The sequence below is a fragment of the Kitasatospora sp. NPDC059146 genome, assembly GCF_042786665.1.
Lineage (GTDB): Bacteria > Actinomycetota > Actinomycetes > Streptomycetales > Streptomycetaceae > Kitasatospora.
Map to the genome: position 1 here is coordinate 1 of NZ_JBHZCY010000124.1, position 21,485 is coordinate 21,485.

Sequence of the window (21,485 nt, forward strand, 5' to 3'; positions counted from 1 at the left end):
ACATTCCGAACCCGGAAGCTAAGCCTCACAGCGCCGATGGTACTGCAGGGGGGACCCTGTGGGAGAGTAGGACGCCGCCGAACAATCATTCAGAAGAGCCCCCGCCGGGTGAACCGGGCGGGGGCTTTTCTGTTGTAGGGTCAACGTGCATTGTCGTGACACAGGACAGGAGGACCCGGGTGGAGGTCCAGGAGACGCGGGTCCAGACCGATCGCGTCCTCACCATCCCCAACCTGCTGAGCATGGGCCGGCTGGTCGGCGTTCCGGTTTTTCTCTGGCTCATTCTGTGGCCCGTCTTCGGCGGGCCGACGAACGACGGGTGGGCGCTGCTGATCCTGATGCTCAGCGGAATCAGCGACTACCTGGACGGAAAGCTCGCCAGGCGGTGGGGGCAGATCAGCCGGGTGGGGCAGCTGCTGGATCCGCTGGCCGACCGGCTCTATGTGCTGTCCACGCTCGTCGGATTGACGTGGCGTGAGTTCCTGCCGTGGTGGGTGACGGCGATTCTGCTGGCCCGTGAGGTCTTCATCGCCTCGTTGCTGCCCATTCTGAACCGGCACGGTTACGGGCCGCTCCAGACGAGTTTCCTCGGCAAGGCCGCGACCTTCAATCTGATGTACGCGTTTCCGCTTCTCCTGCTCGGCGGCATCGACAGCTGGATCGCGCGGCCGGCCGAGGTGGTGAGCTGGGCCTTCATCTGGTGGGGGACCACGCTGTACTGGTGGTCGGCGATCCTTTACGCGGTGCAGGCGCGGCAGATCATCAAGGCGGGCCCCGCGGGCTCGGCGTCCACAGTCTGAGACGTGATCTGAGAGAAGTCCCACGCCGTCCCGGTGCGTCGGACGATACCTTCCGGGTAGAGAACCCTCTGGAACGGTTTGATGGACCTGCAGGTCCACCACCGCGAAGGAGGACGCACCCGTAATGAAAGCCGTAGTAATGGCAGGGGGCGAGGGCACCCGACTCCGCCCGATGACCTCCAGCATGCCGAAGCCGCTGCTTCCGGTCGCGAATATGCCGATCATGGAGCACGTGCTTCGGCTGCTGAAGCGGCACGGCCTCTCCGACACCGTCGTCACCGTGCAGTTCCTGGCGTCACTCGTCAAGAACTACTTCGGTGACGGCGAGGAACTGGGCATGCACCTCACGTATGCCCATGAGGAGACGCCACTAGGCACCGCGGGGAGTGTCAAGAACGCCGAGGACGCGCTCAAGGACGACTCTTTTCTGGTGATCTCCGGTGACGCGCTGACCGACTTCAATCTCTCCGAATTGATCGACTTTCACCGCAGTAAGAACGCACTGGTCACGGTCTGTCTCACCAGGGTGCCGAATCCCCTGGAGTTCGGAATCACGATCACCGACGAGGACGGCCGGGTCGAGCGCTTCCTGGAGAAGCCGACCTGGGGCCAGGTCTTTTCCGACACGGTGAACACCGGTATCTACGTGATGGAGCCGGAGGTCTTCGACTACGTCGCCGCGGGTGAGTCCGTGGACTGGTCGAGTGACGTCTTCCCGCAGCTGTTGAAGGAGGGCAAGCGGGTCTACGGCTACGTCGCCGAGGGCTACTGGGAGGACGTGGGCACCCACGAGAGCTACGGCAAGGCCCAGGCGGACGTCCTGGAGGGCAAGGTCGAGGTCGAGCTCGACGGCTTCGAGATCTCGCCGGGCGTCTGGGTGGCCGAAGGGGCGGAGGTGGACCCGGAGGCGGTGCTGCGCGGGCCGCTGTACATCGGGGACTACGCCAAGGTCGAGGCCGGCGTGGAGATCCGCGAGCACACCGTGCTGGGCAGCAACGTGGTGGTCAAGCGCGGCGCCTTCCTGCACAAGACGGTGGTGCACGACAACGTCTACGTCGGACCGCAGAGCAATCTGCGCGGCTGCGTGGTCGGCAAGAACACCGATGTGATGCGGGCCGCGCGGATCGAGGACGGCGCGGTGATCGGGGACGAGTGCCTGATCGGCGAGGAGTCGATCATCGGGGCCAACGTCCGGGTCTACCCGTTCAAGACCATCGAGGCCGGCGCCGTCGTCAACACCTCGGTGATCTGGGAGTCGCGCGGCCAGGAGCACCTCTTCGGGCTCCGCGGCGTCTCCGGCATCCTCAACGTCGAGATCACCCCGGAGCTGGCCGTGCGGCTGGCGGGCGCGTACGCCACGACCTTGAAGAAGGGGGCCACCGTCACCATTGCGCGTGACCACTCGCGTGGTGCCCGTGCGCTCAAACGGGCGATGATCTCGGCGCTGCAGACCTCCGCGATCGACGTCCGCGACCTGGAGAACGTGCCGATGCCGGTGGCCCGGCAGCACACCGCGCGGGGGAGCGCGGGCGGGATCTTCCTGCGGACCACGCCGGGTGTGCCGGACTCGTTGGACATCCTCTTCTTCGACGAGCGCGGGGCGGACCTCTCGCAGGCCGGGCAGCGCAAGCTCGACCGGGTCTACGCACGTCAGGAGTACCGGAGGGCGTTCCCGGGCGAGATCGGGGACCTGACCTTCCCGTCCAGCGTCTTCGACTCCTACGCGGGCAACCTGCTGCGGGCGGTGGACACCACCGGGGTCCGGGAGGCCGGGTTGAAGGTGGTGGTGGACACCGCGCACGGCAGTGCCGGGCTGGTTCTGCCCAGCATCCTCGGCCGGCTCGGGGTGGAGGCGCTGACCGTCTCCAGCGGGCTGGACGAGGCGCGGCCGACCGAGGACGCGGAGACCCGGCGGGCCGGGCTGGCCAGGCTCGGCGAGCTGGTGGCCTCCTCGCGGGCGGCCTTCGGGGTGAGGTTCGACCCGGTCGGCGAGCGGGTCGCCTTCGTGGACGAGCTCGGTCGGGTGATCGACGACGACCGGGCGCTGCTGGTGCTGCTGGACCTGGTCGCGGCGGAGCGGCGCAGCGGGCAGGTGGCGCTGCCGGTGACCACGACCCGGATCGCCGAGCAGGTCGCGGCGTACCACGGGACCCAGGTCATCTGGACCACGACCACGCCGGACGACCTCGCGAAGGCGGCCGCCGCCGAGGGGACGGTGTTCGGCGGGGACGGGCGCGGCGGCTTCGTGGTGCCCGAGTTCAGCGGGGTGCTGGACGGCGCCGCGGCCTTCGTCCGGCTGGTCGGCCTGGTGGCGCGGACCCAGCTCACGCTGAGCCAGATCGACGCGCGGATCCCGCAGGCGCACATCCGGCGGCGGGACATCGCGACGCCGTGGGCGGCGAAGGGCATGGTGATGCGTTCGGTGGTGGAGGCGGCCGGCAGCCGGCGGCTGGACACCACGGACGGTGTCCGGGTCGTCGAGGCGGACGGGCGCTGGACGCTGGTGCTGCCGGATCCGGCCGAGGCGGTCACCCACCTGTGGGCCGAGGGTCCGGACGACGAGGCCACCGATGCCCTGCTGGACGAGTGGGCGGCGGTGGTGGAGGGCGCGGGGCGGTGACGTCCTGAGCGGACGGCCCCCTGAACGGCGGGGCGTGCGGAGCCATCCGCACGCCCCGTTGTCCGTTTTCACCTCATTCGGAATGGTCCGTCGCTTTCCGTCCATGTGTATGGCGTGTGTGCAGCTCAGGGGCCGTGCGCAGGGCCCTCCGCCGTCGTGGGACGATGGTCCGCATGCCAGCGACGCCGACGCCGAGTGCTCCGAACGGGCGGTACAACCGCCCCGACGCCTCGATGTCCCTGCTGACCAACGTGATGGACCACAGCCTGGACGAGGGCTACGCCGAGGCGGCCGCGGCCCGGGGCGGTGAGCACGACAGCCGGATACCCCGCACGCTGCGCGGACTGCTGACGCTCGGCGCCGGACTGGCGCTGGTGGGAACCGTGGTCACCGTCGGCGCGGTGAACGCGCACAAGGCGGAACCGACGCTGGCCAAGGAACGGGACGCGCTGATCCACCGGATCAACGACAGCAACGGCTCGGCGGACCGCCTGCAGAAGGAGGTCCAGGACCTGCGACGCAAGGTCGACGACACCCAGCAGCAGGCGCTGGCCTCCGGGGACGGCGGCAGCAGCGGCCTGACCGGTGAGGTCGGGCTGGGGGAGGTCACCGGGCCCGGGGTGAAGCTGGTCCTGGAGGACGCGGCCGGAACCGGCGGCGGGGGCAACGTCGACCCCCGGGCCGGGCAGGGCTTCTCCAACAGCGGCCGGCTGCGCGACCGGGACCTGCAACTGGTGGTGAACGGTCTGTGGGGATCCGGGGCGGAGGCCGTCTCGATCAACGGCCAGCGGCTGACCGCGCTGTCCGCGATCCGGGCGGCCGGTGAGGCCGTGCTGGTGGACAACCGGCCGCTCGTGCCGCCGTACAACATCCAGGCGATCGGGGACGGGCCGAAGCTCCTCACCGCCTTCGAGAACGACATGGCCGGGCAGTACCTGCGGCTGCTGGAGGAGAAGTACGGCATCAAGTCGACGCTCTCCACCCAGAAGAGCCTGACCCTGCCGGCGGCGGTCGGCGTGTCGCTGCGGAGCGCCCAGCCCGTCACGCCCGAGGCCTCGCCGACCGGGTCCGCGTCGGCGTCCCCGTCAGCCGGTCCGTCGGCCGGTCAGAGCGGGACGCCGACGAGCGTCCCGGGAACCTCGGAGAGCCCCGCCGCGTCCGTTTCACCGTCCGCGCCCGGTGCCGGGCCGTCCCCGAAGCGGCGGCCGTCCGGCGGATCGACCAAGACCACCACAGGGACAGGAGCAGCTAGACCGTGATTGCCGTACTGGGTCTCGTGATCGGGGTGGTCGTCGGGCTCTTCGTCCAACCCGAGGTGCCCGACGCCGTCGTGCCGTACCTGCCGATCGCGGTGGTGGCGGCGCTGGACGCGGTGTTCGGCGGCGTCCGGGCGATGTTGGACGGGATCTTCAACGACAAGGTCTTCATCGTCTCGTTCCTGTCGAACGTGGTGGTCGCCGCGCTGATCGTCTTCCTGGGCGACCAGCTGGGTGTCGGTTCGCAGCTGTCCACGGGTGTGGTCGTCGTCCTCGGCATCCGCATCTTCTCCAACGCGGCCGCGATCCGGCGCCATGTCTTCCGTGCCTGAGCAGGGCCGCGGGGCGGCGGCGGAGGAGCCGGCGGAGGCAGCGGCGCCGGCGGTCGAGGAGACCGTCGCGGAGCCGGGCGGGAAGGCGGCCGGGAAGGCTCCGGAGGAGTCGCCGGGGAAGGCCGTCGAGGAGGCCTCGGCGGTGGCCGGGGCCGGCCGGGACGAGCCCGGAGCTGCGGGGGAGTCGGAGAAGTCTGACGCTGAGGCTGAGCTTGAGACCGTGTCCGCGGCGCCGCCGTCGCCGGTGCGGCTGACGAAGACGCCCGTCGAGGCCGAGGCCGAGGCCGGCACCGACGAGCCGTCGGAAGCAGCGGAGCCGGCGGCCGTCGAGGAGTCGGAGGCCGCCGAGGAGCCGCCCGCCGGGGACCGGAACGCCGGTCGGCGGCGGTTGAAGGCGGCGGTCTGGCCGCCGCGGCTGTCGCGCGGGCAGCTGGTGGTGGCGCTGCTGCTGTTCTCGCTCGGGCTGGGGCTGGCGATCCAGGTGCGGTCGACCAACGACCACCACAACCAGCTGCGCGGGGCCCGCCAGGAGGACCTGGTCCGGATCCTCGACGAACTGGACAGCCGTCAGCAGCGTCTGCAACAGGAGAAGGCCGAGCTCGAGCAGTCCCTGGGCAAGTTGGAGAACAGCTCCAACCAGGCCAAGGAGGCCCAGGAGCAGACCAGGAAGAAGATGACCGAACTGGGTGTGCTGGCCGGTACGGTCAAAGCCACTGGTCCGGGCATCGTCCTCACGGTCGATGACCCCCAAGGGCAGGTGAAGGCGGATATGCTGCTGGACACCCTGCAGGAACTTCGAGCGGCGGGGGCGGAGGCGATTCAGATCAACGATGTGCGCGTGGTGGTCAACACCTACTTCACCGACCTGTCGGGCGGTGGGGTGCAGATCGACGGGAAGAAGGTCTCGCAGCCCTATCGGTTCACCGTCGTGGGGAACCCGCAGGACCTGACGCCCGCGCTGAACATCCCGGGGGGCGTCGTGCGCACCCTGGAGAGCCACCAGGCGCGGGCGACGATCACCCAGCAGCAGAAGGTGGTCGTGGACGCCCTGGTGGATCTGAAGACGCCGCAGTACGCCAAGCCGGCTTCGAAGTGACGGGGCGCTCGACGAACGGCCCGTCACGGGCCCGCGGCACCCGGTGCGGGGTGTCGTCGTCGCGTGGGGGAGACTGGTTCGCACCAGTACGCTCCGTAGCACCAACCGCAACACCACACGTCGGAGTACCACTCCAGCAGGCCCGAGCCGCAACCGGGCCCGCAGCCTGTCCGAGGTTCTCACCCTGCCCCGCGGGCGGGTCTGTCACACGCAAGGGGATTCGCCCGTGAGTTTCTTCTCGAAGTTGTTCGGTCGCAACAAGGGCCGCGACGCGGCCGCCGTCGAGGCGCCGACCGCCCGGCACCGCCGGTCGGAGGACGAGCCCGCGGTGCCGGGCATGCGCCCCGCCCCCGAGGCCGGTCAGTACGCCGGTCAGCAGCTGTACCGGGACGGTGCCGCGCAGTACGCCGGGAATCCGGCGGGCTACGGCGCGTCGGTTGACCCCTCCGGCGACCCGCGCATAGGTTTCCCGTCAGGACCCTCAACCTCTGGTGGAGGGTTTGCCCCGGACCCGTACGCCGGGCACAACCCGTCGGGTGTGCCGCGCCAGGAGGCTGTGAACATGGCTGGCCCCACTCCGTGCCCCAGGTGCGGCAACCAGAACCCGGCCGCGGCCCGCTTCTGTTCCAACTGCGGTACGGCGCTGCGCGGCGGCCTGCTGCCGGAGGGGGCGGCGGAGACCACCTCGACGATCTCGATCTCCGGGCTGGAGTCCTACGACCCCTCCGCCACCACCGGCACCGGGACCACGCCGGCGCTGTCGGCCGAGGTGCTGTCGGCGATCGACGCGCTGCCGCCGGGCTCGGCGCTGCTGATCGTCCAGCGCGGTCCGAACTCGGGCAGCCGGTTCCTGCTGGACTCGGACGTCACCACGGCGGGGCGTCACCCGCAGGGTGACATCTTCCTGGACGACGTCACGGTCTCCCGCCGCCACGTGGAGTTCCGCCGCACCCCGGCCGGATTCAGCGTCGCGGACGTGGGCAGCCTGAACGGCACCTACGTCAACCGGGAGCGGATCGACGAGGTGCCGCTGAACAACGGCGACGAGGTGCAGATCGGGAAGTACCGGCTGGTGTTCTTCGCCGGCCACAACCGGGGGTACTGAAACCAACGTCGGCGGGAGCCCGAGTGAATACGAATACTCCTTCCTCTTCTCTCGGGGCGGCCAACCCTGCGTCGTCGTCCGGTCCGCAGGCGGACCGCGGCGGGCGCGGGGTGGTCGCGGCCCCCAGGCAGCCGGTCCGTCCGGACCGGCCCGCCGGCCGCCGGCGCGGCGGTGACGAACTGCTGAGCATCGGCGCGGTGCTGGCCTTCCTGCGCGACGACTTCCCCGAGGTGACCATCTCCAAGATCCGCTTCCTGGAGGCGGAGGGGCTGGTCGAGCCGCAGCGCACCCCCTCGGGGTACCGCAAGTTCAGCCCCGCCGACGTGGAGCGGCTGGCCTACGTCCTGCGGATGCAGCGGGACCACTACCTGCCGCTGCGGGTGATCCGCGAGCACCTGGACGCGATCGAGCGCGGTGAGGCCCCGCCCGCGCTGCCGGCCGCCGACGCCCGGCCCGGCCCGCTGGAGGAGGCCGACCGCGAGCTGGTGGCCTCGGCCGAGGTCGCGTCCGGGGTCCGGCTGGGGCGGGCCGAACTGCTGGCCGCCGCCGGGGCGGGGGAGCCCGAACTGGCCGAGTGGGAGGCGTACGGGCTGGTCATGCCGGGTCCGGACGGCGGGTACGACGGGGAGGCGCTCCAGGTGGCCCGGCTGGTGGCCGAACTCGGCCGGTACGGGCTGGAGCCGCGGCACCTGAGGGCGATGAAGGCGGCGGCGGACCGCGAGATCGCCTTGGTGGAGCAGGTGGTGGCGCCGCTGCGCCGGCACCGGAACCCGCAGACCCGGGCGCACGCGGAGGCCACCGCGCGGGAGCTGGCCACGCTGTCCGTACGGCTGCACGCGGCCATGGTCCAGGCCGGTCTGCGGCCCCGGTCCTAGACCGTGGGGACGCCCTCCGCGGGCCCGGTGCACCGCGCTGACCAGCGGCGTCGGCCCTGCGCTTTCATATCCGGGGTCGGAGCCATAGGGTTGCCTGTGTGAATGAGCTCGACGTCGTGGGTGTCCGGGTGGAGATGCCTTCCAACCAGCCGATCGTGCTGCTCCGGGAGGTCGGGGGAGATCGATACCTGCCGATCTGGATCGGCCCCGGCGAGGCGACCGCGATCGCCTTCGCCCAGCAGGGCATGACTCCGGTGCGCCCGCTGACGCACGACCTGTTCAAGGACGTCCTGGAAGCGCTCGGCCAGCAGCTCACCGAGGTCCGGATCACCGACCTGCGGGAGGGCGTGTTCTACGCCGAGCTGGTCTTCACCGGCGGGGTCGAGGTGAGCGCCCGGCCGTCCGACGCGATAGCGCTGGCCCTGCGCACCGGCACGCCGATCTACGGGAGCGAGGAGGTGCTCGCGGAGGCGGGCATCGCGATCCCGGACGAGCAGGAGGACGAGGTCGAGAAGTTCCGCGAGTTCCTCGACCAGGTGTCGCCCGAGGACTTCGGGGGCGGCGGCCCGCAGTAGGGCGAACGGCGGACGGGGCTGGTCAGCCCTTTTGCATGCCGTTTTGCCAAAATCCGTCCACCTACCCACACTAGGGGCACGAAAAACCACTCTCCTGAGTGATGTGGTTTGTCTGGCCCGGCGTGGCGATCGTTGACGGGTCATAGGGGACTGCCTACCGTCAGGAGTGGCTGTCCGGGTGGCCGATGCCCGCAGTCGGTTGCCCGCAGCACGAGTGGACGGAGGTAGGCATGAGCAGCACCGGCGATGACGCGGCCGTGGGAGGCCTGTGCTCCGTGCACGTGCCGCGCACCGCTCGCACCGTGTCGGACCTGCCCAGGATGAGCAGGTTCCCGGCCGTGCAGCCGGGCCAGCCCGCGATCGAGCGGCTGGCCCCGACGTCCGAACTGGTCGGCTTCCGCGGCCCGACGGCCTGTGCGGCGGCCGGCATCACGTACCGCCAGCTGGACTACTGGGCCCGCACCGGGTTGTTGGAGCCCAGCGTCCGCACGGCGTACCCGGCGACCAGTCAGCGCCTCTACAGCTTCCGCGACGTGCTGCTGTTGAAGATCGTCAAGCGGCTGCTCGACGCCGGCGTCTCATTGCAGAACATCCGGGTGGCCGTCGCCCATCTGCAGGCGGCCGAGCAGGCCGACCTGGCCGGGCTGACGCTGATGTCCGACGGTGCGACGGTGTACGAGTGCACCACGCCGCAGCAGGTGGTCGACCTGTTGAAGGGCGGTCAGGGCGTGTTCGGCATCGCGGTCGGAGCGGTCTGGCGGGAGCTGGAGTCGACCCTCGGGCGGCTGCACGCGGAGCGGACCGACACCGGTGAGACGCTGGTCGGTGACGATCCGGCGGACGAACTGGCGCAGCGGCGCAACCGGGCGGTCTGACCGGCAGCACTTCCACGGGGCCGTGGGCAGGAACGGGGAACCGTTCCGGCCCACGGCCTCGTCGTGTTGCCTGGTGAAACGATCGAGGGAGGGGCACGTGAAGGTCGGCACCGGGATATCGGAGTTGCTGCGGCGTCGGGCCGGCGGGGTGCGGGCGCGGCTGCGGGAGCGCCGTACGCAGCGCAGGGTCTTCCAGGCGACGACGCTGCTCTGCTCGCTCGCGCTGGCGCCCAGCGCCTGGCTGTGGGTCGGGGCGGGTGACCGGGTGGGCACGGTGGAGAGCGCGCCCTCGGCTCCGGTGGCGGTGGTCTTCGGCGCCGGGCTGGACCAGGGCAAGCCGTCGCCGTACCTGGAGCACCGGCTGGTGGCGGCACTGGACCTGTACCGGGAGGGCAAGGTCAAGGCCATCCTGGTGACCGGGGACAACGGGCGGATCGAGTACGACGAGCCGGACGCGATGTACCGCTACCTGACCGAGCACGGCGTCCCCGGGGACCGGGTGGTGCGGGACTACGCGGGCTTCGACACCTGGAACTCCTGCACCAGGGCGCACCGGATCTTCGGGGTGGACCGCGCGGTGCTGGTCAGCCAGGACTTCCACGTCCGTCGGGCGCTGGCGCTGTGCGAGGCGGCGGGGATCCGCTCGTACGCGGTCGGCGTGCCGGAACCGCACGACACCACCTGGCTGTACGGCGGGCTGCGGGAGGTCGCCGGGGCGGGCAAGGCGGCGGTGAACGTCTGGCTGCGGCCGGACCCGGCGTTCCTCGGGCCCAAGGAGGACGGCATCCCGAAGGCGCTGGCGGAGGCCGCGAAGCAGTAGCCGGGGGCGTGGGCGGGCGGGCGCCAGGCGTCGGCCGGGACCTCGGCCGGGTTCGTACGCACTGTCGGACCCGTGCGCGATGATCGGCGGGTGCGATCTCTGCCGAGCATCATCCACCTCGACATGGACGCCTTCTTCGCGGCGGTGGAGCAGGCGGCCAAGCCGAGCCTGCGCGGGAAGCCGGTGGTCGTCGGCGGGCTCGGCGGGCGCGGGGTGGTCTCCACGGCCTCGTACGAGGCGCGGCGGTTCGGGGTGCACTCGGCGATGCCGATGGCCCAGGCGCGGCGGCTGTGCCCCAACGCGGCCTTCCTGTCCGGGCGGTTCGAGGCGTACCGGCAGAACAGCGAGATCGTGATGGGACTGCTGCGCCAACTGTCGCCGCTGGTGCAGCCGTTGAGCCTGGACGAGGCCTTCGTCGACCTGATGGCCGGTCCGTACGGCCCGGTGCTGTCGGAGGCGGACCACGAGACCGGGGAGCGGCTGGTGCTGGCCCTGGCGGAGGACCTCAGGGCGGACATCCAGCGGCTCACCGGGCTGACCGGTTCGGTGGGGGCGGCGGGCTCCAAGCTGATGGCGAAGATCGCCTCCGAGCAGGCCAAGCCGGACGGGCTGGTGCTGGTCGAGCCGGGGCAGGAGCGGGCCGTGCTCGGCCCGATGCCGGTCCGGGCGCTGCCCGGGATCGGGCCGGCCACCGAGCAGGTGCTGCGCCGGGCCGGGTTGAGCACGGTGGCGGACCTCGCGGAGGCGGGGGAGGCGGAGCTGGTCCAGCTGCTCGGGCGGGCGCACGGCACCGGGATCTTCCACATGTCGACAGGGCTGGACGACCGGCCGGTGGTGGCCGACCAGGATGCCAAGTCCGTCTCGGTGGAGGACACCTACGAGGTGGACCTGGCCGACCGGGACCGGGTGCTGCGGGAGGTGGAGGCGCTCGCCGGGCGCTGCGTCCGGCGGCTGCGCTCGGCCGGGCGCTCGGGCCGGACGGTGGTGCTCAAGGTGCGGCGGTTCGACTTCTCGACGCTGACCCGCTCGGAGACCCTGGGCGGGCCCACCGACGACGCTGCGGTGATCACGGCGACGGCCCGGCGCCTCGCCGAGCAGGTGGACATCACCGGCGGGGTGCGGCTGCTCGGGGTGGGCGTGGCCCAACTGGCCGACTACACCCAGGAGGACCTCTTCGCGCAGGCGCTGCGGGAGGAGGCGGCGGAGCACGCCGAGGTGGCCGAGGCGGCGGTGGCCGAGGAGGAGCCGGAGGAGGTCGTGGTGCGGCGCTGGATGCCCGGACAGGACGTCCGGCACGCCGAGCTGGGGCCGGGGTGGGTCCAGGGCAGCGGAGTGGGGCGGGTGACGGTGCGGTTCGAGACGCCGTGGAGCGGGCCGGGCCGGGTGCGGACCTTCGCGGTGGACGATCCGGCGCTGGAGCCGGCCCGGCCGCTGCCGCTGCGGCAGCCGGAGGAGCCGGACGCGGACGGGGCTGAGGCGTAGGGGGCTGAGGGACGGTGCCCGAGGCGGGCGGGCGCGGTAGCGGCCCGGGAACGCGGAACGGCCCCACCCGGTAGGAAGTACCGGGTGGGGCCGCATACCGTGCCGGGCCCCGGACGGTCGCGATGCCCTCGCGACCGGGCTGAGGCCCGGGCCCGTGCGTCCTGTCCCTGAACGCGCGGGCCGGACGCCTCGTCAGGCGTCGGTCTTGGCCAGCTCGGGGCTGGAGTCCTGCCGGGCCGCGCCGCCGGCGACGGTGACGGCCGGCTTGGTGGTGCGGATCAGGAAGGGGACGACGCCGGCGATGACGCAGACGACGGCCGTGACCCAGAACGCGTGCTTGTAGGCGTCCAGGGTGGGCAGCAGCACCGGGATCTTGATCGGGAGCTTCATGGTGTCGCCGGTCAGGATGGCGGTCATCACGGCGGTGCCGATCGCGCCACCGACGGTGCGCAGCACGGAGTTCATGCCGTTGGCGATGCCGCTCTGCTCGACCGGGACGGCGCCGTTGATGAAGGCGGGCATCGCGGCGAAGGCGAGACCGATACCGAGGCCGAAGATCGCGGAAGCGGTGTAGATGTCGCCCTCGGCGCTGTGCCGCAGGGCCAGGTAGGCCATCGCGATCGCGCCGAGGACGCCACCGAGGACCAGCGGCAGGCGCGGGCCGCGGCGGGCGATCATCAGGGCGCCGATCGGGGCGGCGACCATCGAGCCGATCGCGGACGGCAGCAGCATCACGCCGGCGTGCAGCACGGTCGCGGTGAAGCCGTAGTGGGCCAGCTTCTCCGGGGTCTGGGCGAAGTTGCTGATGACCATGAACGAGCCGTACATGCCGAAGCCGATCAGCAGGCCGGCCAGGTTGGTGAAGGCGACGGCCGGGCGGCCCATCATCTTGAGGTCCACCAGCGGGTGGGCGACCTTGGTCTCGATGACGCCCCAGATCAGGGCGACCACCGCGGCGACGGCGAACAGGCCGAGGGTCTTGGTGGAGGTCCAGCCCCAGTGGTTGCCCTGGCTGACCGCGACCAGCAGGGCGGAGAGCCAACCGGCCAGGGTGAGCGCGCCGAGCGGGTCGGCGCCGCCCTCCTTGTCGGTCACCGGGTCGGTCGGGACCCGGAAGGCGACCAGGGCGATGGCGAGCAGGCCGAAGGCCAGGCCCATCCAGAAGATCGACTTGTAGTTCCAGTGCTCCAGCAGCAGGCCGGTCGCGACCAGGCCGAGGCCGGAGCCGACGCCCATCGAGGCGCTGATGGCGGCGACGCCGCCGGTCACCTTCTGCTTGGGCAGCTCGTCACGGACGATGCTGATCGCCAGCGGCATCACGCCACCGCCGGCGCCCTGGAGGACGCGGGCGACGATCAGCCAGGTGAAGGAGTGGGTGCAGACGGCCAGCGCCGAACCGGCGATCAGGCCGGCCAGCGAGATCAGCAGCATGGGCTTGCGGCCCCGGAGGTCGCCGAAGCGGCCCAGCAGGGGAGTCAACACGGCCGCGGACAGCAGGTTGGCGGTCATCAGCCAGGTGATGTTCGACCCGGAGACGTCCAGTTCCTTGGCCAGCGACGGCAGGATCGGGACGACCGCGGTCTGCACCACGCTGAAGGACAGCATCGCCAGGATGAGGGCCGGCAGGACCCGGGCGTTGCTCTGCTTCTCGGCCGCAGTGGTGGGCTGTGGTGCCTCACTCACGGTTGCTTCCTCCCGTACATAGTGAATGAACTCAAGTAACTGTGCGGGTGGATAGTTCATGATGTCAAATATCGAGTGGTTAAGGTTTGGCAAAGTGGGGAACTACGGCGCAACACGAGGGCCCCGGACCGGAGTCCGGGGCCCTCGTGGAACGGGCGGAGATCGGGGAGGTCAGGCCAGCGGGCGCAGGGCGGCGGGCCGGGGGCCGTCGGCCGCGTGGACGAGCGCCTCGCCCGCCTCGGCCGGTGCGGTGGCGGCCGTGTCGTCGTGGACCTCGACGTGCTCGCGGCGGAGCTCGTCCCGGACCACCTCCTCCTCCGTGTAGCGCTCCACCACCAGGCGGACCCGCTCGATCGGGGCGAGGTACTTGCGGACCACCGGCCGCTCCTCACGGAGGGTCACCTCCTCGACCGCCTCGTCGATCTCCTTCTCGGTCAGCGAGGCCAGCTCGGCCTCGCCGACCGGCATCCGCTCCACCCGGACCCGCTCGCGGACCACCGGGACGCGGCGCTCGACCTGCTCGCTGGTCACGTACTTGCGCAGCTTCGCGGTGCCCAGCACGTGCCACTTGGTGGTGATGTCCAGCCGCTCCTCGCGGCAGGTGATCTCGACCGGGCCGCTGGGGGCCGAGGAGGCGGCGGTGCCGTTCGCGGCCGGGGTGGTCGCGGCGGGCTGCGGCTTCGGCTCGGCCAGGTGGGCGGCGGCCGGCGCGAGGACGGTGCCGTTGGCGATCGGTGCGGGGGTGCTGAGGGTCCGCACGTGGGCCTCCGTGGCGGTGTCGGTGCTGGTGTGTGTCGTGCCGGTGCTGGTCATGGTGGTCGTGCCCGTCGCGGTCGCGGTCGCGGCCGGGGCGGGGTCGGGGTCGGGGGAGTGGAAGGCGATCGGCTTGGCGGCCGCGGCGGCCGTGGTGGTGCCGAAGTCGAGGTCCGGCCGGTCGTCCCGGGCGGGCTCCGTGGTGGCCGGACGGCCGTCCGCGGGGGTGTCGAGGCCGTAGTAGCGGTAGAGCTGGAGCTCCTGGGCCGGCGACAGGTGCTGGCCCACGCCGAAGTCCGGCGAGTCCTTCACCAGCGACTTGTCGTACGGCACCCGGAGCTCCTCGCCGGAGAACTCGCTCGTGGTGAGCGGGACGAAGGCGTCCCGGCCGAAGATGCCGGTGCGGACGGCCGCCCACTCCGGATGCCCGGTGGCGTCGTCCAGGTACACCTCGTCCACCGTGCCGATCTTGTCCCCGTTGCGGTCGACCGCCTTGTGGCCGATGAGGTCCCTGGGGTCGATGTCGGTCTGCACTCTTTCCTCCAAGCGCTGCGCCTGCGGAACTCCCGCAGGTGAGGCGGCCGGAGCACCCGTCCCGTCCGCCACTTCACACCAAAAGCCATCAATCGGACGCGCGCGACCGGGGTGCGCCGGACGGGCTTCGCGCTGGGCCGTCCGGGGGACGCGCGTAGACCCGGAGTGACCGGACGCACCCGTGATCGGAAGCCCTCCCGCTGGTACCCTGGGCCGCGACCGCCGAGCCCGCTCGGGAGAGTCCCCGACAGTGAAAACCGCTGGTCGGGGCGCCGAAGGAGCAACTCCTCCCCGGAATCTCTCAGGCATCCGTACCGTGCGGGATAGGTCACTCTGGAAAGCAGGGCAGGACCGCCGGCGCGGGAGCCGACGATCACCACCCTCACCGACGGTGCAAGCCGACGGCGCGCCATCGCGCGGCGTGCGGGCGAAGCTCTCAGGTCCCGATGACAGAGGGGGAGGCCTTTCGGGTCCGCCCGCCCAGGTCGGTCCGCTGTCCGCAGCGGCGCGACCGGCCGGCGTGCGTACCCCCGCCGGTCCGTGACCAGGAGGCCTCGACCACCATGAACGCCCAGCCGAACGCGGGACGCCCCACCAGCGCCTCGACCCTCACCGAGCTTGAGCTGGCCAGCCCCTTCGAGAACCGCCACATCGGCCCCGACGCCGCCGCGCAGGAGAAGATGCTGGCCTCCGTCGGCTACGGCTCGCTGGACGAGCTCGCCGCCACCGCCGTTCCCGAGGCGATCCGCTCCATCACCGCCCTGGACCTGCCCGCCGGCCGCAGCGAGGCGCAGGTCCTCGCCGAGCTGCGCGAGCTGGCCGGCCGCAACCAGGTGCTCCAGCCGATGATCGGCCTGGGCTACTACGGCACCTTCACCCCGCCGGTGATCCTGCGCAACGTCATGGAGAACCCGGCCTGGTACACCGCGTACACCCCGTACCAGCCGGAGATCTCGCAGGGCCGCCTGGAGGCCCTGCTCAACTTCCAGACCCTGGTCTCCGACCTGACCGGTCTGCCCACCTCCGGCTCCTCGCTGCTGGACGAGGGCACCGCGGCCGCCGAGGCGATGGCGCTGGCCCGCCGCGTCACCAAGGTCAAGGGCGGCGTCTTCCTGGTCGACGCCGAGACCCTGCCGCAGACCGTCGCGGTGATCAACACCCGCGCCGTGCCGACCGGCGTCGAGGTCGTCGTCGCCGACCTGTCCGAGGGCATCCCGGCCGAGATCGCCGAGCGCGGCGTCTTCGGCGTGCTGCTGCAGTACCCGGGCGCCACCGGCGTGGTCCGCGACCTCACCGCGGTGATCGAGCAGGCGCACGGCCTGGGCGCGATCGTCGCCGTCGCCGCCGACCTCCTGGCGCTGACCCTGCTCAAGTCCCCGGGCGCGCTGGGCGCCGACATCGCCTGCGGCACCTCGCAGCGCTTCGGCGTCCCGATGGGCTTCGGCGGCCCGCACGCCGGCTACCTCTCGGTGCGCGCCGAGTACGCCCGCTCGCTGCCCGGCCGCCTGGTCGGCGTCTCCGTCGACGCCGACGGCAACCGCGCCTACCGCCTGGCCCTGCAGACCCGCGAGCAGCACATCCGCCGCGAGAAGGCCACCAGCAACATCTGCACCGCCCAGGTGCTGCTCGCCGTGATGGCCTCGATGTACGCCGTCTACCACGGCCCGGACGGCCTGGCCGACATCGCCCGCCGCACCCACCGCTACGCCGCCGCCCTCGCCGAGGGCCTGCGGGCCGGCGGCGTCGAGCTGCTGCACGGCGAGTTCTTCGACACCGTCACCGCCGTCGTCCCGGGCCGCGCCGCCGAGATCGCCGCCGCCGCCCGCGCCAACGGCATCAACGTGTTCCAGGACGGCGAGGACCGGATCTCGGTCTCCGCCGACGAGACCACCACCCGCGAGCACCTGGCCGGCGTCTGGGCCGCGTTCGGCGTCCCCGCGGTCGAGGTCGCCGAGGCCGCCGACGCGCTGCCGGCCGCGCTGCTGCGCGAGGACGAGTACCTGACCCACCCGGTCTTCCACAGCCACCGCTCGGAGACCGCCATGCTGCGCTACCTGCGCCGCCTCTCGGACCGGGACTACGCGCTGGACCGCGGCATGATCCCGCTGGGCTCCTGCACCATGAAGCTCAACGCCACCACCGAGATGGAGGCGGTGACCTGGCCGGAGTTCGGCCAGCTGCACCCCTTCGCGCCGGTCGACCAGGCCGCGGGCTACCTGACCCTGATCCGCCAGCTGGAGCAGCAGCTCGTCGAGGTCACCGGCTACGACGCCGTCTCGATCCAGCCGAACGCCGGCTCCCAGGGCGAGCTGGCCGGCCTGCTGGCCGTCCGGGCCTACCACCACGCCAACGGTGACGCCCAGCGCGACGTCTGCCTGATCCCGTCCTCGGCGCACGGCACCAACGCCGCCTCCGCGGTGATGGCCGGCATGCGCGTGGTCGTGGTGAAGACCCTGGTCGACGGCGACGTGGACGTCGAGGACCTCAAGGCCAAGATCGAGCAGCACCGCGACAACCTGTCGGTGCTGATGGTCACCTACCCGTCGACCCACGGCGTGTACGAGACCCAGATCACCGACATCTGCGCCCTGGTGCACGAGGCCGGCGGCCAGGTGTACGTCGACGGCGCCAACCTGAACGCCCTGGTCGGCCTGGCCAAGCCGGGCAAGTTCGGCGCGGACGTCTCGCACCTGAACCTGCACAAGACCTTCTGCATCCCGCACGGCGGCGGCGGCCCGGGCGTCGGCCCGGTCGCGGTGCGCGCCCACCTGGCGCCGTACCTGCCGAACCACCCGCTCCAGGAGGAGGCCGGCCCGGCCACCGGCGTCGGCCCGATCTCGGCCGCGCCGTGGGGCTCGGCGGCGATCCTGCCGATCTCCTGGGCGTACGTCCGGCTGATGGGCGGCGAGGGCCTCAAGCACGCGACCCAGGTCGCCGTGCTGAACGCCAACTACATCGCCAAGCGCCTCGCGCCGCACTTCCCGGTGCTCTACACCGGCCCGGGCGGGCTGGTCGCGCACGAGTGCATCATCGACCTGCGCCCGCTGACCAAGGAGACGGGCGTGACGGTGGACGACATCGCCAAGCGCCTGATCGACTACGGCTTCCACGCGCCGACGATGTCCTTCCCGGTGGCCGGCACGCTGATGATCGAGCCGACCGAGTCCGAGGACCTGCACGAGATCGACCGGTTCTGCGACGCGATGATCGAGATCCGCGGCGAGATCGACAAGGTCGGCTCGGGCGAGTGGGCGGCCGACGACAACCCGCTGCGCAACGCCCCGCACACCGCCGCCGTGCTGGCCGGCGACTGGGCGCACGGCTACTCGCGGCAGGAGGCGGTCTTCCCGGCGGGCGTGAACCCGGCGGACAAGTACTGGCCGCCGGTGAGCCGGATCGACGGCGCGTACGGCGACCGCAACCTGGTCTGCTCCTGCCCGCCGCTGGACGAGTACGGCGTCTGATCGACCGCGCAGGAACAAGGCAGGGCCCCGGCAGAACGTTTCTGCCGGGGCCCTGCCCTTGTGTGCTGTCCGGGTGTCGGACGGGTTACCGCGTGGGCTCGGGCCGTGGCGGCGCGGGCGGCGGGGCGGCGTGGGCTCAGGCTGCGTGGGCGACCGGGCGGCGCGGGGCGATCACCCGGCCGTCGGGCAGCAGTTCTCCGGTGTCCTCGAACAGGAGGACGCCGTTGCAGAGCAGGCTCCAGCCCTGCTCCGGGTGGCAGGCCACCGGCTCGGCCGCTTCGCGGTCCTCGGACTCGGCCGTCGGGCACTCAGGACGGTGCTGGCACATACGCGTACCCTCGCTTCGCTCTGCGATCCTCCCCGTGGTGCGGTTCCCGGAGGTCGAGCCGTCCGGGGCCGCCGTGGTGGTCGGATCCTGTCCGCGTGCCGGCCAGGTTTGGCCAGCACTCAAGTGGGTAGGACAGGGGGTCCTTCCACGCTGGTTCCCAGTGTCGGCATCTGCGGACGCGCGCGCAGCAATTTCGTGACATGCGCCACAACTCCGGGGCAGAGATCACCCGTTCAGGTGGGGCCGGGGAGAAATCGCGCACCAGTGGGCCAGTCGGGGCATGGCCCGAGAGGGCCATGGCGGATGGCCCGTCCGGGTAGTGGCCGTTCGGGTGAGGGCGGCGGGCGGGGCGGGCGCGGCGAAGGGCCGCCGGGCGCGGTGCCCGACGGCCGGTGCGGTGCGCGTCCTCAAGGGGAGCCGAGCAGCAGGGATCCGGCCAGCGGGGCGCGGGCGAGCAGCGGGAGCAGCTCGGCGGCCGGGTAGGCGCGGTGCGCGGTGACCCCGAGCGGGGCCGGGGCCAGCGGGATCAGCAGGTCGGCGGACGGGCCGGCGTCGGGGCTGTGCAGCCAGAGCGCGGTGGCGTACTGGCCGGGGAAGGTGAGCAGCCGGGGCTGGCGGCGGGAGCGGGAGCCCTGGGCGAGCTGCCAGGCCTCGCGCAGTGCCCGGACGGTGGAGGAGAGGTACGGGCCGGCGGTGAAATGGGAGAAGGTGTGGCCCTCGGGGCTCTGCACCACCTCGGCGGCGGCGGCCACGTCGGGGCCGTCCTTGATCAGGAACCGCCAGCCGGTGCGCCGGGCGGCGGGCAGCTCGGGGCGCGGGCCGTCCAGGACGTGCACCGCGAGCGGGTGCGCGGGGAGCAGTGGACCGGTCGGGTGACGCAGCGCGGCGGCGGCGGGCTGGCGCAGCGCGGTCTCCGAGTCGAGCGCGCCCAGGACCGCGCGCAGGGCACTCGGTGGGGGCTGGGGGGTCTGCAGGGTCATGGCGGGGTCCGCCTCTCCAAGCGAGATCGGCGTGCGAGTGCGGCATACCGGCGCGGCTCGGTGCGTCCACGGTGACGGGGGCCGGCCTTGTCCGGTTGTGCAGGATCGCGGCGCCGGCGCGGTCTCCGCCGTCGATGAGGGACTCGGGGCGGGAGCGGACCGGCCGGAGCGCAGTGCGAACTCAGCGGCTTCATCGAACAAATGCGCAGGGTGATCTGTTTATCACAGGCGGTGGCGGCGGGCAAGTCTGCAGATGACCTGAATTCCCGTCAGATGCCTTGCAATGCAAGCCAGTACAAGCATTCGGGTATCGATCTTCGAGGTGGGCATGATGCTGGCACGGTCGACCGGCCGGGTGTCTCAGGAGGAGGGGACCGTGGGCGAGAAGGTCGTGGCGACACGGGCGGATCTGGCGGACCGGCAGCAGTACCGGCTCAAGCTCCAGGCCTGCCTCGACGCGCTCGGGCGGATGCTGCGCGAGGACCGCTTCGACCGGCCGCGGGCCGTGATGGGGCTGGAGATCGAGCTCAACCTGGCCGACGAACAGGGCCTGCCGGTCATGCGCAACGCCCAGGTGCTGAGCGCGATCGGGTCCAGCGACTTCCAGACCGAACTGGGCCAGTTCAACATCGAGGTCAACATCGTGCCGCACCGGCTCTGCGGGCACGTCTTCGAGGAACTGCGCGAGGAGATCGACACCGGGCTGCGGTACGCCGACCGGCAGGCGGCCGAGGCCGGCGCCCGGATCGTCATGGTGGGCATCCTGCCGACCCTGGAGAACGACCACACCGGGCTGGACGCGATGAGCCACAACCAGCGCTACAGCCTGCTCAGCGACCAGATCCTGGCCGCCCGGGGGGAGGACATCGCGCTGGACATCGAGGGCGTGGAGCACCTCCAGCTGGAGTCCATCACGATGGTCGCCGAGGCCGCCGCGACCTCGCTGCAACTGCACCTCCAGGTGACCCCGGAGCGGTTCTCCTCGGTGTGGAACGCCGCCCAGGCGATCTGCGGGCCGCAGCTGGCGCTCGGCGCAAACTCCCCCTTCCTGTTCGGACGGGAGCTGTGGCGGGAGACCCGGCCGGTGCTCTTCCAGCAGGCCTGTGACACCCGTTCGGCGGAGCTCAAGGCCCAGGGCGTGCGCCCGATCACTTGGTTCGGCGAGCGCTGGGTGGACTCGGCGTACGACCTGTTCGAGGAGAACCTGCGCTACTTCCCGGCGCTCCTGCCAATCTGCGACGACGAGGACCCGCTCAAGGTGCTGGCCTCCGGCGGCGCGCCCAGGCTCGCCGAGATGCGGCTGCACAACGGCACCATCTACCGCTGGAACCGCCCGGTGTACGACGTCTCCGGCGGGGTCGCGCACCTGCGGGTGGAGAACCGGGCGCTGCCGGCCGGGCCGACGGTGGCCGACACGCTGGCCAACGCCGCCTTCTACTACGGGCTGGTGCGGGTGCTCGCCGAGCAGCCCCGGCCGGTCTGGACCCGGCTGCCGTTCGAGCGGGCGGACGAGAACTTCCGCCAGGGCGCCCGGTACGGCATCGACGCGGTGTTCCAGTGGCCGCGCCCCGGCCGGGCCGGCCGCGGCGGCGGGCTGCAGACGGTGTCGGCGGTCGACCTGGTGCTCAACGAGCTCCTCCCGATGGCCTACCAGGGGCTGGACGAGTGGGGAGTGGAGCCCGCCGACCGGGACCGCTACCTGGGGATCATCGAGCAGCGCTGCCTGCGCCGCACCAACGGCGCCGCCTGGCAGAGCGCCACCTTCCACCGGTTGCGCGAGCAGTACGGCATGGACCGCCCGGCCGCGCTCGCCGCGATGACCAGGCGCTACGCCGAGCACATGCGCGGCGGCGAACCGGTGCACACCTGGCCGGTGGGCTGAGCCCGCCGCTGTGTCAGGATGATCG

16 protein-coding genes, 1 rRNA gene, 1 pseudogene and 1 riboswitch are annotated in these 21,485 nt (G+C 71.8%); of the genes and pseudogenes, 14 read left to right on the forward strand and 4 right to left on the reverse strand.

What is annotated here, in order from left to right:
• From rrf to ACFXPX_RS35265, 12 genes and pseudogenes are all read left to right on the forward strand, one after another.
• Positions 1–83 (forward strand): 5S ribosomal RNA (rrf, locus tag ACFXPX_RS35210); the annotation flags it as partial.
• Positions 84–179: 96 nt separating this feature from the next.
• On the forward strand, positions 180–800 hold the full coding sequence (locus tag ACFXPX_RS35215) for a CDP-alcohol phosphatidyltransferase family protein (protein ID WP_380644501.1): 621 nt from the start codon (positions 180–182) through the stop codon (positions 798–800).
• Positions 801–924: 124 nt separating this feature from the next.
• Positions 925–3,420 (forward strand): sugar phosphate nucleotidyltransferase, encoded by a 2,496-nt coding sequence (locus tag ACFXPX_RS35220; protein WP_380644502.1) that lies wholly within the window; start codon positions 925–927, stop codon positions 3,418–3,420.
• 233 nt (positions 3,421–3,653) lie between these two features.
• A pseudogene (locus tag ACFXPX_RS35225) lies at positions 3,654–4,490 on the forward strand (DUF881 domain-containing protein); the annotation flags it as partial.
• A 185-nt stretch (positions 4,491–4,675) separates the two neighbouring features.
• Positions 4,676–5,008, forward strand: coding sequence for a small basic family protein (locus ACFXPX_RS35230; RefSeq protein WP_030062488.1), 333 nt, complete (start codon positions 4,676–4,678; stop codon positions 5,006–5,008).
• A 220-nt stretch (positions 5,009–5,228) separates the two neighbouring features.
• Positions 5,229–6,104 carry a DUF881 domain-containing protein gene (locus ACFXPX_RS35235; protein WP_380595134.1) on the forward strand — a complete coding sequence of 292 codons (876 nt, stop codon included), beginning with the start codon at positions 5,229–5,231 and terminating at the stop codon, positions 6,102–6,104.
• Positions 6,105–6,666: 562 nt separating this feature from the next.
• The gene (locus ACFXPX_RS35240; RefSeq protein ID WP_360242294.1) at positions 6,667–7,209 is read left to right on the forward strand and encodes an FHA domain-containing protein; all 543 of its coding nucleotides are present in this window, start codon (positions 6,667–6,669) and stop codon (positions 7,207–7,209) included.
• A 182-nt stretch (positions 7,210–7,391) separates the two neighbouring features.
• Positions 7,392–8,084: a MerR family transcriptional regulator gene (locus ACFXPX_RS35245; RefSeq protein ID WP_375893682.1), complete on the forward strand. Its 693-nt coding sequence runs from the start codon at positions 7,392–7,394 to the stop codon at positions 8,082–8,084.
• 98 nt (positions 8,085–8,182) lie between these two features.
• Entirely contained in the window at positions 8,183–8,659 is a 477-nt protein-coding gene (locus ACFXPX_RS35250) for a bifunctional nuclease family protein (protein WP_375893581.1), read from the forward strand.
• 230 nt (positions 8,660–8,889) lie between these two features.
• Positions 8,890–9,534 carry a MerR family transcriptional regulator gene (locus tag ACFXPX_RS35255; protein ID WP_380528703.1) on the forward strand — a complete coding sequence of 215 codons (645 nt, stop codon included), beginning with the start codon at positions 8,890–8,892 and terminating at the stop codon, positions 9,532–9,534.
• A gap of 97 nt (positions 9,535–9,631) precedes the next feature.
• Complete coding sequence (locus ACFXPX_RS35260) at positions 9,632–10,354, forward strand: vancomycin high temperature exclusion protein (protein WP_380644503.1); 723 nt, start codon at positions 9,632–9,634, stop codon at positions 10,352–10,354.
• Positions 10,355–10,444: 90 nt separating this feature from the next.
• Positions 10,445–11,836 (forward strand): DNA polymerase IV, encoded by a 1,392-nt coding sequence (locus ACFXPX_RS35265; RefSeq protein ID WP_380402129.1) that lies wholly within the window; start codon positions 10,445–10,447, stop codon positions 11,834–11,836.
• Between the two features lie 192 nt (positions 11,837–12,028).
• Here the strand turns inward: ACFXPX_RS35265 and ACFXPX_RS35270 are convergent, their stop codons facing one another.
• Both ACFXPX_RS35270 and ACFXPX_RS35275 read right to left on the reverse strand, forming a co-directional pair.
• Positions 12,029–13,519 (reverse strand): MFS transporter, encoded by a 1,491-nt coding sequence (locus ACFXPX_RS35270; protein WP_380402126.1) that lies wholly within the window; start codon positions 13,517–13,519, stop codon positions 12,029–12,031.
• 171 nt (positions 13,520–13,690) lie between these two features.
• Positions 13,691–14,806 (reverse strand): PRC and DUF2382 domain-containing protein, encoded by a 1,116-nt coding sequence (locus tag ACFXPX_RS35275; protein ID WP_380644504.1) that lies wholly within the window; start codon positions 14,804–14,806, stop codon positions 13,691–13,693.
• A gap of 223 nt (positions 14,807–15,029) precedes the next feature.
• Positions 15,030–15,133: riboswitch (glycine riboswitch) on the forward strand.
• Positions 15,134–15,369: 236 nt separating this feature from the next.
• Here ACFXPX_RS35275 and gcvP point away from each other — a divergent pair.
• Entirely contained in the window at positions 15,370–18,270 is a 2,901-nt protein-coding gene (gene gcvP, locus ACFXPX_RS35280; RefSeq protein ID WP_380402120.1) for an aminomethyl-transferring glycine dehydrogenase, read from the forward strand.
• A 136-nt stretch (positions 18,271–18,406) separates the two neighbouring features.
• On the opposite strand, the gene ACFXPX_RS35285 is transcribed toward gcvP, so the two are convergent.
• Both ACFXPX_RS35285 and ACFXPX_RS35290 read right to left on the reverse strand, forming a co-directional pair.
• Positions 18,407–18,598, reverse strand: coding sequence for a DUF5999 family protein (locus ACFXPX_RS35285; RefSeq protein ID WP_360242315.1), 192 nt, complete (start codon positions 18,596–18,598; stop codon positions 18,407–18,409).
• A gap of 407 nt (positions 18,599–19,005) precedes the next feature.
• Positions 19,006–19,578, reverse strand: a complete 573-nt coding sequence (locus tag ACFXPX_RS35290; RefSeq protein ID WP_380402117.1) for a hypothetical protein — start codon at positions 19,576–19,578, stop codon at positions 19,006–19,008.
• A gap of 376 nt (positions 19,579–19,954) precedes the next feature.
• Here ACFXPX_RS35290 and ACFXPX_RS35295 point away from each other — a divergent pair, with 376 nt between their 5' ends.
• Positions 19,955–21,460 carry a glutamate--cysteine ligase gene (locus ACFXPX_RS35295; protein WP_380528710.1) on the forward strand — a complete coding sequence of 502 codons (1,506 nt, stop codon included), beginning with the start codon at positions 19,955–19,957 and terminating at the stop codon, positions 21,458–21,460.
• The last annotated feature ends 25 nt before the right edge of the window (positions 21,461–21,485 follow it).